General features: G+C 69.9%; 18 protein-coding genes. 8 read left to right on the top strand and 10 right to left on the bottom strand.

Features of this window, described 5'->3' with window-relative positions; translation table 11 throughout:
- Positions 1 to 310 precede the first annotated feature (310 nt).
- Positions 311 to 904: a TetR/AcrR family transcriptional regulator gene (locus IEZ11_RS08895; protein WP_229712891.1), complete on the bottom strand. Its 594-nt coding sequence runs from the start codon at positions 902 to 904 to the stop codon at positions 311 to 313.
- Positions 905 to 1,014: 110 nt separating this feature from the next.
- Between IEZ11_RS08895 and IEZ11_RS08890 the strand changes: the two genes are divergently transcribed.
- Positions 1,015 to 1,740, top strand: a complete 726-nt coding sequence (locus IEZ11_RS08890; RefSeq protein WP_189262065.1) for an NADPH-dependent F420 reductase — start codon at positions 1,015 to 1,017, stop codon at positions 1,738 to 1,740.
- Positions 1,741 to 2,023: 283 nt separating this feature from the next.
- Here the strand turns inward: IEZ11_RS08890 and IEZ11_RS08885 are convergent, their stop codons facing one another.
- On the bottom strand, positions 2,024 to 2,743 hold the full coding sequence (locus IEZ11_RS08885) for a TetR/AcrR family transcriptional regulator (RefSeq protein WP_189262064.1): 720 nt from the start codon (positions 2,741 to 2,743) through the stop codon (positions 2,024 to 2,026).
- A gap of 320 nt (positions 2,744 to 3,063) precedes the next feature.
- Between IEZ11_RS08885 and IEZ11_RS08880 the strand changes: the two genes are divergently transcribed.
- The gene (locus tag IEZ11_RS08880) at positions 3,064 to 4,662 is read left to right on the top strand and encodes a GMC oxidoreductase (protein WP_229712890.1); all 1,599 of its coding nucleotides are present in this window, start codon (positions 3,064 to 3,066) and stop codon (positions 4,660 to 4,662) included.
- A 203-nt stretch (positions 4,663 to 4,865) separates the two neighbouring features.
- Here the strand turns inward: IEZ11_RS08880 and IEZ11_RS08875 are convergent, their stop codons facing one another.
- Positions 4,866 to 5,453, bottom strand: a complete 588-nt coding sequence (locus tag IEZ11_RS08875; RefSeq protein ID WP_189262062.1) for a TetR/AcrR family transcriptional regulator — start codon at positions 5,451 to 5,453, stop codon at positions 4,866 to 4,868.
- A gap of 106 nt (positions 5,454 to 5,559) precedes the next feature.
- Between IEZ11_RS08875 and IEZ11_RS08870 the strand changes: the two genes are divergently transcribed.
- On the top strand, positions 5,560 to 6,756 hold the full coding sequence (locus IEZ11_RS08870) for an MFS transporter (protein ID WP_189262061.1): 1,197 nt from the start codon (positions 5,560 to 5,562) through the stop codon (positions 6,754 to 6,756).
- A 242-nt stretch (positions 6,757 to 6,998) separates the two neighbouring features.
- Here IEZ11_RS08870 and IEZ11_RS08865 read toward each other — a convergent pair whose 3' ends face one another.
- Positions 6,999 to 7,592 carry a hypothetical protein gene (locus IEZ11_RS08865; RefSeq protein ID WP_229712889.1) on the bottom strand — a complete coding sequence of 198 codons (594 nt, stop codon included), beginning with the start codon at positions 7,590 to 7,592 and terminating at the stop codon, positions 6,999 to 7,001.
- 614 nt (positions 7,593 to 8,206) lie between these two features.
- On the opposite strand from IEZ11_RS08865, the gene IEZ11_RS08855 reads away from it, so the two are divergent.
- Positions 8,207 to 9,154: a cation diffusion facilitator family transporter gene (locus IEZ11_RS08855; RefSeq protein WP_189262059.1), complete on the top strand. Its 948-nt coding sequence runs from the start codon at positions 8,207 to 8,209 to the stop codon at positions 9,152 to 9,154.
- 76 nt (positions 9,155 to 9,230) lie between these two features.
- Here the strand turns inward: IEZ11_RS08855 and IEZ11_RS08850 are convergent, their stop codons facing one another.
- On the bottom strand, positions 9,231 to 9,581 hold the full coding sequence (locus tag IEZ11_RS08850) for a helix-turn-helix transcriptional regulator (protein WP_189262058.1): 351 nt from the start codon (positions 9,579 to 9,581) through the stop codon (positions 9,231 to 9,233).
- Positions 9,582 to 9,699: 118 nt separating this feature from the next.
- On the opposite strand from IEZ11_RS08850, the gene IEZ11_RS08845 reads away from it, so the two are divergent.
- Positions 9,700 to 10,476 (top strand): ANTAR domain-containing protein, encoded by a 777-nt coding sequence (locus tag IEZ11_RS08845; RefSeq protein ID WP_189262057.1) that lies wholly within the window; start codon positions 9,700 to 9,702, stop codon positions 10,474 to 10,476.
- A gap of 159 nt (positions 10,477 to 10,635) precedes the next feature.
- Here the strand turns inward: IEZ11_RS08845 and IEZ11_RS08840 are convergent, their stop codons facing one another.
- The 3 genes from IEZ11_RS08840 to IEZ11_RS08830 all read right to left on the bottom strand — a co-directional run bounded on the left by IEZ11_RS08840 (position 10,636) and on the right by IEZ11_RS08830 (position 12,030).
- The gene (locus IEZ11_RS08840) at positions 10,636 to 10,962 is read right to left on the bottom strand and encodes a plasmid stabilization protein (protein ID WP_189262056.1); all 327 of its coding nucleotides are present in this window, start codon (positions 10,960 to 10,962) and stop codon (positions 10,636 to 10,638) included.
- A gap of 49 nt (positions 10,963 to 11,011) precedes the next feature.
- Positions 11,012 to 11,167 (bottom strand): DUF6131 family protein, encoded by a 156-nt coding sequence (locus IEZ11_RS08835; RefSeq protein ID WP_189262055.1) that lies wholly within the window; start codon positions 11,165 to 11,167, stop codon positions 11,012 to 11,014.
- 305 nt (positions 11,168 to 11,472) lie between these two features.
- Positions 11,473 to 12,030 (bottom strand): hypothetical protein, encoded by a 558-nt coding sequence (locus IEZ11_RS08830; protein ID WP_189262054.1) that lies wholly within the window; start codon positions 12,028 to 12,030, stop codon positions 11,473 to 11,475.
- 193 nt (positions 12,031 to 12,223) lie between these two features.
- Between IEZ11_RS08830 and IEZ11_RS08825 the strand changes: the two genes are divergently transcribed.
- Both IEZ11_RS08825 and IEZ11_RS08820 read left to right on the top strand, forming a co-directional pair.
- The gene (locus IEZ11_RS08825; RefSeq protein WP_189262053.1) at positions 12,224 to 13,672 is read left to right on the top strand and encodes a catalase; all 1,449 of its coding nucleotides are present in this window, start codon (positions 12,224 to 12,226) and stop codon (positions 13,670 to 13,672) included.
- A 69-nt stretch (positions 13,673 to 13,741) separates the two neighbouring features.
- Positions 13,742 to 13,903: a hypothetical protein gene (locus IEZ11_RS08820; protein ID WP_189262052.1), complete on the top strand. Its 162-nt coding sequence runs from the start codon at positions 13,742 to 13,744 to the stop codon at positions 13,901 to 13,903.
- A gap of 224 nt (positions 13,904 to 14,127) precedes the next feature.
- On the opposite strand, the gene IEZ11_RS08815 is transcribed toward IEZ11_RS08820, so the two are convergent.
- The gene (locus IEZ11_RS08815; RefSeq protein WP_189262051.1) at positions 14,128 to 15,087 is read right to left on the bottom strand and encodes an SRPBCC family protein; all 960 of its coding nucleotides are present in this window, start codon (positions 15,085 to 15,087) and stop codon (positions 14,128 to 14,130) included.
- A 3-nt stretch (positions 15,088 to 15,090) separates the two neighbouring features.
- Positions 15,091 to 15,903, bottom strand: a complete 813-nt coding sequence (locus IEZ11_RS08810) for a histone protein (RefSeq protein WP_189262050.1) — start codon at positions 15,901 to 15,903, stop codon at positions 15,091 to 15,093.
- 147 nt (positions 15,904 to 16,050) lie between these two features.
- On the opposite strand from IEZ11_RS08810, the gene IEZ11_RS08805 reads away from it, so the two are divergent.
- Positions 16,051 to 16,413, top strand: coding sequence for a gas vesicle protein GvpO (locus IEZ11_RS08805; RefSeq protein WP_189262049.1), 363 nt, complete (start codon positions 16,051 to 16,053; stop codon positions 16,411 to 16,413).
- Positions 16,414 to 16,418 lie beyond the last annotated feature (5 nt).

Genomic DNA, 16,418 nt, shown 5'->3' with positions numbered 1-16,418 from the left:
GATGGACCGGTACGAGAAGGATGTCGACGCCCGTGTCCGGGGAGGGCTGTCCCGGTCCGGCCAGGACGGCGCGCCGCTTCGGGGGGCCTGCCGACAGCAGGGCGTCGAGCGCGCGTTGGAACACGTCCGCGGTCAGACCGCCCGGGACCTCCAGCGGCTGCCCCTGGGAGGCGACCAGCAGGTGGGCGAGCGCCTGGCCGGCCGCCGCCTCCCACTGCGGGCTCCACGACCATCCGCCGGGGGAAGGGCACCTGCCACCGCGGTGGAGTATCAACGCTGCGTGGGCCGGTGCCGGCCGACAGGACGGCCCTCAGCTCGGGCCGAGTGCGGCGAAGGCTTCGTCGAGGAGGGTGACGAGGTCGAACCGGCCGTCGGAGTCGCTCCAGTGGTCGACGGCCGCGTTCAGACAGTCCAAGGCCGCGGAGGCACGAACCCACTGCCCGATCGCCGGTGCCCCCGCCGAGCCGGCGCGTTCGGCGAGAGCCCGTGCGAGGGCCGGGCGCCAACCGTGCTGCTTCTCCAACTGCCGGGCACACAACGCGGGAGTGTCACGGATCAGGCGGGTCATGGCGAGGGAGGCGGCCGGGTCTTGGTGATAGGGCTCGATCGCCACCTCCAGGGCCTGCCGGAGCGCGGTCCACTCGCCCTCGTGGGCGGGACGTGCGCGCAACGCTTCGGCGACCCGCTCACCCCTGGCATCGGCGGTGCCGAGAACCGCGTCCTCCTTGGTTCCGAAGTAGCGAAGGAAGGTGCTGCGGGAGACGCCGGCTGCCGCGGCGAGGTCGTCGACCGTGACCTTCTCGAAGCCGTCGCGACGGAACAGCTCGAAGGCCACCTGCCCCAACTCCGCTTGTACGGCGGCTCGCGCGATGGCTCTGGTGCTCGTCCGCCTTTCACTGGTCACCCCGCGATCATACCTGGTCGTCGACCCTGACTTGCAGGAACGAAACTCAATGCCTACAGTGACACTCAGTTTCACATACGGACTCAAGTTGCACATCACATGAGGCACCCATGACCACACGAACCCTTGCTGTCATCGGCAGCGGCATGATCGGCGGCGCGCTCGCCGGCCTGGCGGTGAAGGCCAGGCTGCAGGTGCTCGTCACCAACTCCCGCGGTCCTGAGACCCTCGCCGACCTCGTCGCCCGTCTCGGTACCGGCGCCCGCGCCGTCACCGTGGAAGAGGCCGTCGAGGCCGGTGAACTGGTGGCGGCCGCCATCCCGTTCAGGAACCATGCGCAACTGCCCGCCGAATCGCTGGCGGGCAGGACCGTGATCGACGCCATGAACTACTACCCGGAGCGCGACGGCCGGATCACCGCCCTGGACTCGTCGGAGCTGACCTCCAGCGAGTTGACGCAGCGGCACCTGTCCCGATCCCACGTCGTGAAGGCCTTCAACAACATCGACTTCCACCGCCTGGCCACCAGCGCCCGCCCGGCAGGAGCCCCGGACCGCAGCGCCCTGCCCATCGCGGGCGACGACCCGTCGGCCAAACAGGCGGTGAGCCGATTGCTGGACGCCCTGGGCTACGACGCCGTCGACATCGGCACCCTGTCCCAGAGTCGGCCCAGCCAGCCGGGCACACCCGTCTACGTCCAGCCCTACATGGCCGAGCGGCCCGAGGGCCTGAGCCGGCAGGACGCCCAGCGTTGGTTCTTCGACACACCCGGGGTGCCCGTGTCCGCGGAAGAGGTCAGGGAACTGGTCGCGCGGGGCCGCACGTCGGACACGTAGCACCGCACCCAAGGGCCGAGGACCGGGCCGCGCCCCGACACCGGCAGGCCGCGAAGTGCGCGTCACGGCCGGCCTCCGGGGCGCCCCCGCCGACCGACGCCACGTGCACTCGCCGCGTGTCGCGGTGCGCCGAGGGCCGGCGAGGGGCCGCCGTGCGCGATCGGCCGCAGGGTCGTGGACGGGCCCGCAGCACGTGACCGGCAGGCGCGGGCGTGACCGTGCCGCAGCCCTCGCAGCGCCATGGGCCCCAGTGCGACAGGGGCGAACAGCCGCGTCGGGCTTGTCAATCGGTGACGCGGCGGTCCGACGGATCGTCGCGTGCGGCGGGACCGATGACGGAGAGACGAAGCAATCGCGTCGCACCGGAGGCGTCGGCGGCCCCGGTCTCGAAGAGCCGGGCCACCAGAAGAAGCGCCGCGGCCAGAGCCTCGCCGAGGGACGGCCCCTCCGGCTCCACTGGCTGCACCGCCCAGTCCTCCACGGCGACGCGCAACGCGGCGTTGAGCATGCCTGCCTCCACCCGGACCGCGAGGTCACGCGCAGAGCGACCCGTGCCCTCGGCGATCACGCCCGCGAACACCTCTTCGGCGTCGAAGTGCGCCTCCAGCCATACGGCGCGCAGCCCCGGCTCGTCCCGGCTCAACCGCACGAGGTCGCGGAGCGCCTCGATGGGCTGCGCTGCGACCGTCCCCGGATCGTCGAAGCCGGAGATCGCATGAGCGAACGAGCCGTCGCCTCTCCAGTAAGCCCGCAGACGCTCGGTCGCCATCTCGATACCCGCGGCGAGAAGGGGGCGGACGCACTCCTCCTTGGAACGGAAGTAGCGCCACAGAGTGCGGGTGGAGACCCCCGCCGCGGAGGCGATGTCCTCCGCGGTGGTCGCCGCCACGCCCTGCACGACGAAGAGGCGCACCGCCTCGTCGGCGATCTCCATACGTGTCGCGTTGCGGCGCCGCTCCGTCAACGGCGGCCTGCCGGCACGCCCTTCAGGTCTTCCGGTCACGCGCCTCCCCCTCGACTCGGCTTCGCCGATCTTAGTTCACGTCACACTGCGACTTAATGGCACAGTGCGACAGACGGTGCTACGGTGGCGACGCCAGAAACGCCATGGACACATCAACTCGATGTGGCCTGGTACGGCGTTGCGGCCGCAACCCGCACGACTGCTCGAAGTCAACGCCCGGGTTCCCGGCCTCTCTTCACCTCGCTCAGGCATCCCTCCGTTCCCCACACAGTCCGGCCCCGTGGGTCCGTAGCCCATGAGTGGCCCATCCGATGGGATCCCCCATGCCCGACAGTGCTTCCGCTCAGTCCGCACCCGGTATGGATCGCCGACGCCTCCTCGGCGCGGCCTTGTTCGGCGCGGCCGCGCTCACCGGTTCCGTGGCCGGTGCCACCACCGCACGGGCCGCGACCTCCGCGTCCGTGCCGCCCTCGTCCGCTCCGGTGACGGAGGAGCGTGCGCGAGCCGTCGTCGTCGGCACCGGCTTCGGCGGTGGAGTGACCGCCCTGAGGCTGGCCCAGGCCGGGGTGACCACCCTGGTGCTGGAACGCGGGCGACGCTGGCCCACCGGCCCCGACGCCACCACCTTCTGCCGCTTCGCGACCATGGACAACCGGTCCGCGTGGCTCACCGATCACAGCGTCATCCCCGGCGTGGACAAGACGTGGACGCCCTACACCGGTGTCCTGGAGGCCGTGGCCGGCGACGGCATGACCGCCATGTGCGGGGCCGCGGTGGGCGGCGGGTCGATCATGTACCACGGCATGACGTTGCAGCCGGCCAAGGAGGACTTCGCCGCGTCCATACCCGTGGCGGCCGGCCTGTACGACGACCTGGACCGGTGGGCCTACCCCACCGTCGCCCGTGCCCTGGGGATCTCCACCATTCCCTACGACGTCCTGGCCAGCGATCCCTACGCGTCGTCCCGGCTCTTCGAGAGCACCGCCCCCGCCGCGGGCCTCACACCGTTCCACGTGCCGCTGCCCATCGACTGGAGCTACGTCCGCGGCGAGTTGTACGGCCAGTACGACGCGACGTACACCACCAGCGACATCGCCTTCGGCGTCAACAACGGCGGCAAGCACTCGATCGACGTCACCTACCTCGCCCAGGCGGAATCGACCGGACTCGTCGAAGTGGCGCCACTGAACGTCGTCCGTGACATCGCGCTCGACGCGAACCGGCGATGGGTGCTGTCCGTCGACCGCATCGACACCGGGGGAAACGTCCAGGAGAAGAAGCGCATCGTCGCCGACGCCGTCTTCCTCAACGCCGGTTCCCCCGGCACGACCCGGCTCCTGGTCAAGTCGCGCGCCAAGGGCCTGACACCCGATCTGCCCGATGCCATCGGCACGCAGTGGGGCAACAACGGCGACCGGATCTACGCCTGGATCGGGATGGACGGCGACATCGGCACCCAGCAGGGCGGCCCCGCCTGTGTGGGCGGCCGGGTTCCGGACAGCGCCATCCCGCTCACCGTCGTCCACGCCGGGTCCCCGATCCAGCAGCCGGGCGTCAAGGCGATGTCGGTCATCGGCTTCGGCCTGGTCGAGGCCGCCGGCACCTGGGCGTACGACGCGGACACGGACGACGCCGTGCTGACCTGGCCGTCCTCCGGCGACGCCGCCCTGCAACAGCTCATCGCGGCACGCATGCGGGCGCTCGCCCAGGCGGGCGGTGGCATGATGATCGACACCAACGCCGAAGCGCCCTCCACCTGGCATGCCCTGGGCGGAGTGCCCATGGGCGACGCCGTCGACCTGCACGGGCGCGTTCTCGGCCATCACGGCCTCTACGTCCTCGACGGCGCCCGGATCCCGGGCTCCACGGGTGCCTGCAACCCGTCCATGACCATCGCGGCCCTGGCCGAGCACAGTATGGCGGCCATCGTCCGCCAGGATGTCGGGCGCGTCTTCTGAGTCATGACCGGGCCTCGTTCACGCAGGTGCCTCAGGCGTGAACGAGGCGTCCGTCACCATCGCCGGAGCCGCGGCGAACCGCGCGTCGAGCCGCCGGCACGCCCCGGCCCGTGCGAACAGCCGCTCACCTGCGTCGGCTCCGCCTGCGACCTCGCGCGCTGCTACCTCGCGCCGGGCCCGTGACCGCCGCTCCGGCCGGCTGCTCAGGCACCGTCCCCGTTCGTGGACAGGGCCGGGCCCGCGGCGACGATCGCGTGCACGGTCTCGGTGACGAGGCGCCGGTCCAGCGGCGCGTCGGCGAAGGCGCGGTGCATCGGCCAGCCCTCGATCAGCGCGTCGAGCGCGCGGGACACGCCGGGCGTGAAGTGCAGGGCGAGGCTGTCCCGGCTGCGTTCGAGCCAGGTGCAGGTGGTGACGGAGACCGCCTCGTTGTGGTTGGCGTAGGCGTACATCTCGAAGATGAGCGTCATGTCGCGGTCCGTGGCGTAGGCCGGACCGCAGATCAGCTCGACGACGGCGGCCTCGGCCTCGGCCGTGGAGCCGGCGGACTGCAGGGTCCGCCGGTAGAGCTCGGACATGGTGTCCGACAGCCGCGCGAAGGCCTGGGCCAACAGGTCCGACATCCCGTCGAAGTAGTACGTCAGGGAGCCGAGCGGCACCTCCGCCCGTGCCGCGATCTTCCGATGGGTGGTCCTGTGCACGCCGCCCTCCGCGATCACGTCGAGGGCCGCATCGAGAATGCGCTCCTTGCGTCCGGGATCGTTCGGGATCTCGCGTCGTGTGCCGCTCACGCCCTCAATGTGTCATGGGTCGGCCGCTCCGGAGTGTGTACAGATGTACAGGTGAGTGTGTACGGTCGTACAGACTTTTGCACGGACACCTCTGGAGCCACCGCCCATGACCGCCGACCTGGCCCGGCGCCGTACCGCCGTCTTCGTCCTGTTCTTCGCACCCGGTCTGACGATCTCCTCCTGGGTGACCCGCACCCCGGACGTACGCGACCTGCTCGGCGCCTCCACGGCGCAGATGGGTCTGATCCTCTTCGGCCTGTCGGTCGGCTCGATGATCGGCATCCTGTTCTCCGGCGCGCTCGTGGCCCGCTGGGGTGCCCGGCTCGTCATCCTGGCCGGCACGTCGGCCATCGCGGCCGGTGCCGTGGTCGTCGGCGTCGGGGCCGCCACCGGTTCGGGCCCGGCGGTCGCTGTGGGCCTCGGCCTGTTCGGACTGGGCATGGGCGGCGGCGAGGTGGCGCTCAACGTCGAGGGGGCGGAGGTGGAACGGCTGCTGGGCCGCTCGACGCTGCCCGCCATGCACGGCTTCTTCAGCCTCGGCACCGTCCTCGGCGCCGTCGCCGGGATGTGCCTGACGGCGGTCGGCTTCCCCGTCGTCGTCCATCTGGCAGTCGTCGCCGCGGTGGTGCTGGCCGCGCTGGCGTCGGTCATCCGCAGCGTCCCCGTGGAAGTGGGCCGCCAGAGCGCGGCCGAGAGCCGCGAGCCGGGTGCGGCGCGCACCGCGGTGTGGAAGGACCCGGCGCTGCTGCTCATCGGCTGCGTCATCCTCGCCCTCGCCATGGCCGAGGGCACGGCGAACGACTGGCTGCCGCTGGTGATGGTGGACGGGCACGGTTTCGACGCGGCGCTGGGGTCGGCCGTCTACGCCGTGTTCGCCGCCGCGATGACTCTCGGGAGGTTCGTCGGCGGGCGGTTCGTGGACCGGTTCGGGCGGGCTGCGGCGCTGTGCGGGAGCGCGCTCGTCGGGGCTGCCGGACTGGCCCTGGTGATCTTCGTGGACAACCAGGCGGTGGCGGCCGCGGCGGCCGTGCTGTGGGGCCTCGGGGCGTCGCTCGGGTTCCCCGTCGCGCTCTCCGCGGCCGGCGACTCCGGCGCGGACTCCGCCGCCCGCGTCTCACTGGCGGCGACGGTCGGCTACGTCGCCTTCCTGGTGGGCCCGCCCTCCCTCGGTTACCTCGGTGAGCACTTCGGTCTGCGGCACGCCCTGATCCTGGTGCTCGTCCTGGTGGTGGCCGCCGTGTTCGCCACGCCCGCCGCCCGTTCGCCCAGGGAGGAGCGGGACGCGGAGCCGGTCCGCGGGTGACGCACGGCCGCCCGGTCGGGCGGCTGCCGAGAGGGCGTCCTCAGCCGGTCGGACGGGCGCCCGGGGTGTGCCGCACAGGGCCGGGGAGGAGGCCCCGCCCGGCACGAGGGAGGACCGAGACGTCGCCCTTTGATGGTGTGACCGGTTCGCCTGATGGTGTGGCTGGTTCGCCGGTCGGGTGACTCCGCGGTCACCCGGCCACCGCGGCGCCGCCTCACGCGCCGGCTCCACCGGGCCCTTGTTCAGCGCCCCTGCCCCTGACCGCGCCGCTGGGTGGGACGAGAGGTGCGGCGTGGGCGGCGGGGCTGCCGGGCCGGGCTGTCGGCGGGCTGGGCCGCGGGGGAGGAAAAGCCGCCGGGAACACCCGGCCGTGCGGGCATCGGCACCTGGGCCGGCGGCGCCTGTCCGTCCCGGCGGCCCGCGCGGGCCGGCCGGGCGGCGCGGGCCAGGACACGGGCGTTGGGGATCAGCGGGGCGCATGCCTCACAGACCTCTTCGAGCGTCCAGACGCGTCCCACCAGGGGGTCGTGCTGCAGGACCAGCGCCACGCCGCCCGCGCAGTGGACGGGCCTGTCCGGGTGGGCGGCGCACTGCGTGGAGCCGCAATGACACCAGGCGTTGGTGTGGACGGTGGCGACCCGAGCATGGGCGGCGGCATGCTGGGCGGCGAACGCGCGCAGGCCGGCGACGTCCTTGGAGCGGGGCGGCATCCGGCAGGCCGCGGTGGTGCAGGTGACCGTGGCGGTGCGGTCGGCATGCCCGGTCAGACGGATCGTCCAGACCCGGCCGGGAACAGGCTCGGTGGAAGGCTCGCTGGCAGCGGTGGTCACGGGCATCCGTTTCTGAAGAGATCGATGGCATGAAGCAGTCCACTATGAGCTACCCGGCACCGATGCGACACCAACTCCACACAGGAGCCTGGCCTCGCCTTCACGTCGTGTACTGCCAGGCACGGTTGCGCTGCCCACCACCGCCCGAATCCGCCGCCGTTCGTCCCGCACTCCCCCACTCCTCACCCCGACTCGTCCTGTCACCGGTGCTGTTCGTCCTCCAGCCCGATCCCTCCGGGACGATGGCCGCAGTCGGCGGACAGGCGAACAGCCGCCTTGCGCCGATTCCGCCGGCGCCCCCGCGGCCCGCCTGTGCGAGGGACCGCGTCGACCAACGGCATCAACTGGGTGACGTCGTGACGGTTTCCCCCGGTCAGCAAGTCCGATCGCCGGGACCTGACGCAGGACCGGCCAGACCCGGGCCCCGGTCGTGTCGTCCCGTGAGCCCGGCGGGGAGCATCCGCTGGTCCGCTCCCACCCGTGTGAGGTCACTCATATCGGGCACTCGTGAGTGCGGTGGTGCACAGATCACTCGTGCGGACCGTCGCCCGTCTCACCCCGTACGGAACGTGACGGAAGGGGTGGCGGATGTACGAAGCGATGCTTGGGCGGGCGATGTGATGTCCGCAGGAGTTGGTAACGCGGCCGAGCAGGCCCGGCGGGCCCGTACGGACCGGCGTACCCGCGTGACCGTCGTCGTCGCGCTGGTCGCGAATCTGGTCATCGCCGTCGCCAAGGCCGTCGGCGGGTTCGTCGCCTCCTCGCCCTCCCTGCTGTCCGAGGCCGCGCATTCGGCGGCCGACAGCCTCAACGAGATCTTCCTGCTCACCGCACTGCACCGCAGCCGTCGTCCGCCTGACCGGTGGCATCCGTTCGGTTACGGCAAGGAACGGTGGTTCTGGTCGCTGCTCGCCGCGATCGGCATCTTCGTCATGGGCGCCTGCTTCTCCTTCGTCCAGGCGGCAGAGGCCCTGCACAGCACCGAGACCGTGTCGGTGCCGCGCTATGCCGCCGGAATCGCCGTGCTCGCGGTCGCACTGCTCGCCGAGGGCGGTTCGCTGCTGCGGGCGCTGTACCAGGCTCGTCGGCAGGGCGGTACGGCCCACGACCCGGCGCATCGCACGGTCATCGCCGAGGACAGCGCCGCCGTGGTCGGAGTCGTTCTCGCCATGGCGGGGATGGGACTGCACCTCGCCACCGGGAACCCGGCGTGGGAGGCGGCGGCCTCCCTGGCCATCGGGCTGCTGCTCGTGTACGTCGCCTACCGGCTGGCCCGCGAGTCCCGCGACCAGCTCATCGGCGCCGCCATCGGCCCCGAGGTACGCACCGCCATCCGCTGCATGCTCGATGGCGAGCCCGAGATCGACAATGTCGCCGAGCTGCTCACCATGCGCCTCGGCCCGGACTCGGCACTCGTCGCCGCCCGGATCGACCTGGTCCCCGGCCTGGACAGCGAGGAGGTCGAGACGGTCTCCGTACGCATCAAGAAGACCGTGTCCGACCGCTGGCCGCAGGCGGACCAGGTCTTCCTCGACATCACCGAGGCACCACCGCGCCCGGGGCGGTGAGCACCGGCGGCCGGCGGTGTGCGGGGCTCCACCGTGACCCGGGGTTTCCGGGTCTCACCCACCGACCGGGCGGGGCTCAGAAGTCGGCTTGGGCCTGCTCGACCGTGCCCTGGCGTTCGACCTCGGCCCTCACCAGCATCGACAGCAGGGAAGCCACCGTGAGCCCGGCCTCGGCCGGATGGCGCAGGATCTTGCTCGGGTCGATCTGGTAGTGGTTGGTGCGTCCGCTGCGGGTGTGGGAGAGGTAACCGTCCTGCTCCAGATCCGAGATGATCTTCTGGACGGCACGTTCGGTGAGCCGGCAGCGGGCGGCGATGTCCCGGATCCGCGCGTTGTGGTTGTCGGCGATGCTCGCCAGGACCCGCGCGTGATTGGTCACGAACGTCCATCCCGTATGCGGCTCGGGCACTCCATCGACTTCCGGCATGGCCAAATCCTACGGCTGCTTTTTCATGCACACAAAAGCATGAAAAGATATTCACGTTTATCTTGACGTATCAGTTGGGGCGTAAGAGCCTGGAGAAGGAGACGTGGAGGAGGCGACGATGATCAAACCGCCCTACGACGCTCCGTGTACGAGTGGGGGCGCGGTCGTACGCCCTGCGTCGCTTCCGTCGGCCACCGCGCTGCTGGTGCGGACGGGACCGGACGGTGTCCGGGTGAAGGTCGCAGTGAGCGGGGAGTTCTGCCTCGACAACAGTCAGGACCTGCGCCACGCACTCACCCTCGCCCTCGCCAGGTCGGCCGAGGGAATCGACCTGGACCTGGGCGGCATGGCATTCGCGGACTGCTCCGCACTCAACGTTCTGCTGGCCGTTCGCCGTCAGGCGATGCACGACGGGAAGGCCGTCATCGTGACCGCCGCAAGCCCGGTTGTCGAACGCTTGCTGACCGTCACGGAGACCTACGCCCTCTTCTTGCCGGCGCCCGATGACATCGGCTCGTCCACCGACGGACCCCGCGCGCAGGGCGGGAGCGGCGCGGGCGTGGACGACGGGCTCCTCCAGGTCGAGGTCGTGCAGCTGCGGCGTGCGATGCGGACCAGGCCGGACATAGACCTGGCCCGCGGAATCCTCATGGCGTCCTTCGGCCTGCACCCGGATGAGGCATGGGAGGCGCTGGTCACGGCCTCGCAGAACACCAATACCAAGCTGCACCGGCTGGCCAGGGACGTGGTGGCCGCCGTGGAGCAGGGGATCTCGCTGCCGGATCAGCTCCAGCGGCAGCTCACGATGGCCGTCGCCCGGGCCCGGAACACCGGCGGCGCCCCGCAGGGTCGGCCCCTGCGGCAGACCAGGTGTTCGCGCCAGGAGCACGCGTAGGCGCCGCTCGCCCCGGAGGTGACCGGCCCTCGCGCAGACCGTTTCGGCCCTGCGCACGAGCGGCTTCTGGGCGGTCACGGCACTTCATCTTCTCTCCGCGTGTCACCTGTTCACCGGGGTGGCCGGCATAGCGCGCACGAACGCGGGAGCCGCGCTTCCTCAACGGCCCAGGGCGTTCGCCAACTGCTTCTTGGTCATCGAGGAGCGACCATGGATGTTCCGCTTCCTGGCCTCCTCGTACAGCTGGTCCCTGGTCGGTCCTTGCGCACCGCTGTGGGAGCGCTGCCCGCCACGCTGGTAGGCGGACAACGGGTCCCGGATGGAGGCCCGGCCGGCGGTCTTCGACTCGCCCGACCTCGCGCGCTCCTTGTTGACCGTCCGTGCGGCGATCTCCTTGGCCCGCTCGGCGGTCTCGCCCCGGTCCTGGGCGCTCTTCTTGATGTGTTCGTACTGTCGTTCGCGCTTGGAACTCGATCCAGCAGGCATAGTGCTCCTCCGGACACAGAGGCGGGACGTGATCCGACGCGGGTGCGGGCTACCAGTAGTGACGTCGGCCGGCGACGGCGTGGCCGGCCGAGCCGAGCACGAACAGGACGAGTCCGATCACGAGCAGGATGATCCCGATCGTCCACAGGAAGCCGATATTGAAGACGAATCCGAGGACGAGCAGGATGACGCCGACGGCGATCACGGCCTTCTCCTCTCTCTCGGGCCGACGTGTCGGCCGCTGATGGTTGTGGGTCGAGGGGATGGTTGTGGGTCGAGGGGATGGTTGTGGGTTGAGGGCCGCCCGTCCGGTGTCCACGCGCGCGACCAGGCTGTCCGGGGCCTGCACGGCGGTAGTTGCGGTATCGGGCGGCGAGGTGCTGTCCGGAGCTGTGCCGGCCTCGGGAGGCCGCACGAGGTGACCGATGGCCGGTCAGGCGTCAGCGGCGTGCGGTGTGTCGTCGCGACGCGTGTCGGCTCCGTGTCCGTCGGTTCCCGTCCGCTCGGGTGTCAGGCCGTGACATGGCGCGTCTGGCCGCCGTCGAGCAGGAGTTCGTCGAACAGCGCCCGGTAGTGCACCATGGCGCTGCGCAGTTGTTCGGTCGTGGCCTGATGGCCCGTGCTCAGCATGTCGATCTCGTGAGCGGCCCGGTAGTGCTCAAGGGTGCGACCGTGTTCCACGGAGAGATCCTTGAGCTGTTGGTCGTAACTGCCGGTGGGATAGCCGCGTTCCTCCATCAGCGAGGTCACCAGCCGGTCCGCGTCGTGCACAGCGTCCTCAGGCCGGTCCACGAACTCGTGCTGCACATCGTCCCAGTCCCGGGCATAGCGCTCGCGGACCCTGTCGGGCAGCGGTTTGATGTCGAGCTTCTCATGGCGTTTCTGGCGTGCGCCGAGTTCGCGCTCGGCGGCGAGCCTGCTGTCCGCGTCGTCGACCGTCCGTTCGTACTCCGGACCGAACCGCTCGCGCAGAGCCCGGCGCCGCCGGGAGAGAACGAGAGCCGGGACGATCAGCACGACGACCACCGCGATGGGAATGACGATCGCCAGAAGCGTGCTGGTAGACATCCGACCGACCTCCCTTCCTGTTGATCGATGCTTTACCGAGTACCCCCTTTGCCTCGAATAATCGGAGGCACGCGGGCCGGCTTTTCTCCGCCTGATCCGTCGCCCGGAGGACGTTTGACGCGGCTGTCCAGGGTCACGCGCCTTATGGGCCCCTGAAGGACCGGCTGCGAGGCCCGACGTAAGGAGGAATGTCATGACGGAGATCCACACCGCCACCACAACCGACTCAGGTGCTCCGGTGGAGAGCGACGAACATTCACTGACCGTCGGGCCCGGAGGTCCGGTCCTCCTGCAGGACGCCTACCTGATCGAGCAGATGGCGCAGTTCAACCGCGAGCGGATTCCCGAGCGCCAGCCGCATGCGAAGGGAAGCGGCGCCTTCGGTCACTTCGAAGTGACCCACGACGTGAGCGGCTACACCAAGGCGGCCGTGTTCCAGCCGGGTACGCGCACCGACCTGGTCATCCGGTTCTCGACCGTGGCGGGTGAACGAGGCAGCCCGGACACCTGGCGTGACCCGCGCGGCTTCGCGGTGAAGTTCTACACCACCGAAGGCAATTACGACATGGTCGGCAACAACACACCGGTCTTCTTCGTCAAGGATCCGATGAAGTTCCAGCACTTCATCCGGTCCCAGAAGCGCCGCGCGGACAACAACCTGCGCGACCACGACATGCAGTGGGACTTCTGGACGCTCTCCCCGGAGTCCGCCCACCAGGTCACCTGGCTGATGGGCGACCGTGGAATTCCGCGTACGTGGCGCCATATGAACGGGTACTCGTCGCACACGTACCTGTGGATCAACGCCGACGGCGAGCGGTTCTGGGTGAAGTACCACTTCAAGACGGACCAGGGCATCGAATTCTTCACCCAGCACGAGGCCGATCAGATGGCCGCCGCCGACACGGATTACCACACGCGTGACCTCTTCGAGCACATCCGTGACGGGGAGTTTCCCAGCTGGACACTCCATGTGCAGGTCATGCCGTACGAGGACGCGGCGGACTACCGGTTCAACCCCTTCGACCTCACCAAGGTATGGCCGCACCGCGACTACCCGCTCGTCCCGGTCGGCCGTATGACGCTCGACCGCAACCCGACCGACCACCACGCCGAGATCGAGCAGGCGGCCTTCCAGCCGAACAACCTCGTCCCCGGCATCGGTCCGAGTCCTGACCGGATGCTGCTGGCCCGGCTGTTCTCCTACGCGGACGCCCACCGCCACCGGATCGGTACCAACTACCAGCAGCTTCCCGTCAACGCACCCGTCGTCGACGTCCACACCTACTCCAAGGACGGCGCGATGGCCTACCGCAGGACGACCGACCCCGTCTATGCCCCGAACTCCAAGGGCGGCCCGGCCGCCGACACGGCCCGTCACGGAACCCCGCCCGGCTGGGAAGCGGACGGCGAGATCACCCGTGCCGCGTACGTCTCCCACCCGGAGGACGACGACTGGGGACAGCCCGGCACGCTGGTACGCGAGGTCATGGACGACGCGGCCCGCGACCGTCTGGTCGACAACGTCGTGGGGCACCTCCTCGACGGAGTGAGTGAGCCGGTCCTCGAACGCGCCCTCGCGTACTGGGCGAACATCGACGAAACCATCGGCAAGCGCATCGCCGACGGCGTGCGGGCGTAAGGGCCCATCGGCTGCGTGCACGTCCAGCGCCACAGCCCGCGAACCCGAAACCAGAGAGCGGAGAACGTCATGAAGACCCCCGGTGCCAGGAAAACACCTCATCCGGCCGACGACGAGACGCGGCGACGGTCGGCGGAGCAGCGGAACGTCACCGCACCCACACCGCGGGATGTCCGGGACAAGGCCAAGGCGAAGGACGCGCCCGAGTCCCCGACGGGAGAATCCTCCTGACCGCTGCCTCCCGCCTCTCCGGCACCCGCGTTCTTGGCCACGCGAGGCACCATGGCGAGCGCTACGAGCATGACGCGTGCACATATGTGACGATCCGTCATCTCGGATATCCCCGCACGGCCGACGTGATGCCCGGCGCTCGCCGGAGCGAGCGGTCCAGCGGGCCGGGTGTCACCGCGAGGGAGCATCTGCTCGGCCGGAGGGGCGCACGCCTTCGGTGGACTTCATGCTTCCTCGTCCTCGTCCTCTTCCCCCTCGGCCTCGTCTTCGTACTCGTCCTCCGCTTCGGGATACTCGTCCTCCGGCGCCTCCTCCCCTTCTTCGCCGGGTTCCTCCTCGGGCTCTTCCTCTTCGTACTCCGCCTCTTCCTCCTCCAGCGCCTCCTCGTGCGTGCGCACGACCTCGCCGTCGCGGATTTCCCCGCGCCAGCCGTCGGCTTCCTCGTCGGAGAGGGTGACGTAGCGCTGGAAGTGCTTGGCGTCGAGCCGCAGTCGACGGCCCTGGGCACGCCAGAGGTTGCCCGTCTTCTCGAAGAGGCCCGAAGGGTAGTACTCGACGACGAGCACGATGTGCGTGAGCGTGGGCGTCAGTTCATGGAAACTGACGCATCCCTTGGTGCTGCCTTTGGCGCCGTCCGAAGTCCACACGATGCGCTCGTCCGGGATCTGTTCCTGGACGGTGGCCTTCCAGGAACGCGTGGACGGGCCCACCTTCACCTTCCAGTCGCTGCTGGTCTCGTCCCCCTGCGACACACTGCGCACGCCTTTGGCGAAGGAGCTGAACTTCTCGAACCGGGTCCAGTGGTCGTAGGCGACACGGACGGGGACACCCACGTCCAGGTGCTCGATGATGGTCGTGACCTTGGGAGTGCCGGACTTGCGGCCCTTGCCGCCGCCGAACAGGCTCGAAACCTTCTCGACCGCGCTGTCCTTGATGCTTTTCGCCTTCTCACCGATGAGAGCTTTGATCGGTGAGTCCCCCTGGAGGACACGGGCGCCGACTTTCGGCAGAACGCCGCCGTTGTCGGCCACGTCCGCCAACTGGTCGGTGAGATCCCCTACTTTGTCGCCTGCCACGTCCGCGAGATGCTCCATCTGCGCACCGAGGTAGTCGACGAGTTCGTCGCGCAACCGGTCCAGGCCGGAGAGTTCGGCCTGCGCGGTCTTCTGCGCCGTCCTGACCATGGCCTACCTCCTGCGCGTGGACGCCTTTTTGGCCGTCGCCGTCTTCGGCGTGGTCTTCCTGGCAGCGGCCTTCTTCGCCGCGGTCTTCCGGGGCGGCGCGGCGGTCTTCTTCGCCGTGGCCTTCCTCGCCGGAGCCGCGGTCCTCTTCGCCGCGGTCTTCCTCGCGGGAGCGGCCCTCTTCGGGGCTGCCTTCTTCGCCGGCTGCGCCTTCTTGGCGGCGCTCTTGTGCGGTGTCGCCTTGCGAGGCGTGGAGCGCGCGGACGGGCGCTTGGCCGTACGGCGGCGGGGCGTCTCTTCGGTGGCGTCCTCGGCCCGGTGACCGGGCCGACGGCGCCTGGACGTCAGCCTCTTGGCCCTGGGCGCCTCCTCTTCCTCCTCTTCCTCCGGTTCTTCCTCCTCGGGCTCCTCTTCCTCTTCCTCTTCCGCCTCCTCGTCCTCGTACTCTTCCGCCTCCTCCGGCTCGTACTCCTCGTCCTCCTCTTCCTCGCCGCCCTCTTCCTTCTCGCTTCCGACGCGTGCCGTCCGCTCGTGCAACGCGTCCGCGAGGTCAGCGAGTTTGCGGTCGGCGGCCGCGACGAGAGCCTTCCGGCCGGCGTCCTTGAACTCGCCACGCACCTGCTCGTTGAGGTCCGCGACCTGGGGAATCTCCTGCAGCTTGCGCAGCCCCTCGGTGAGCAGTTGCTGCGGTTCGAGGCCGAAGCGGCGGCCCGCGATGTAGGTGGCCAGACCGAAGGCGAGCCTTCCCTTCTTGGCCCGGCCGAGGACGTAGCCACCTGCGACTGCGGCAGCGAGAGCGATCTTCGTCGAATCGTTCATCGATCATTCCCTCCGGCGAGCCGCTGCACGGTCGCACGGCGGCGCCCGGCCGCCATCGGCCCGTCGCGGCACACTTTCAAGATGTATATGGTGAAATTGTACATTTGAGTGATAGCGGAGTACCGCTCCAGCGACGGAGTTGGGAACATGCCCGCGTCAGACAAGAACGGCACGGGGAGTGGCAGGCGCCCCTCCCGCAGTGACGACACCGTGCACCGCGCCCGCAGCGGCAGTTCGCGAAAACCCGCCGGCCACTCGGCGGCCTGGGCCATGCGCTCCGCCGCGGGGCAGCTGGAGGAGCTCCTCGGGCGCACCCCCGAGTCGGTCTCGGCAATAAAACCGACCGAGGACGGGTGGGAAGCGGATGTCGAGGTACTCGAACTGGAGCGAGTCCCGGAGACCACCAGTGTGCTCGGCACCTACCACGTGACGCTGAGTGCGGGAGGTGAGCTGCTGGCGTACGAACGGACCCGCCGTTACACGCGGGGTCAGATCGACCGGCGCCGCTGACGCAC

The organism is Streptomyces fuscichromogenes (assembly GCF_014645815.1).
GTDB lineage: Bacteria > Actinomycetota > Actinomycetes > Streptomycetales > Streptomycetaceae > Streptomyces > Streptomyces fuscichromogenes.
This window is presented reverse-complemented; position numbering and strand designations above follow the sequence as displayed.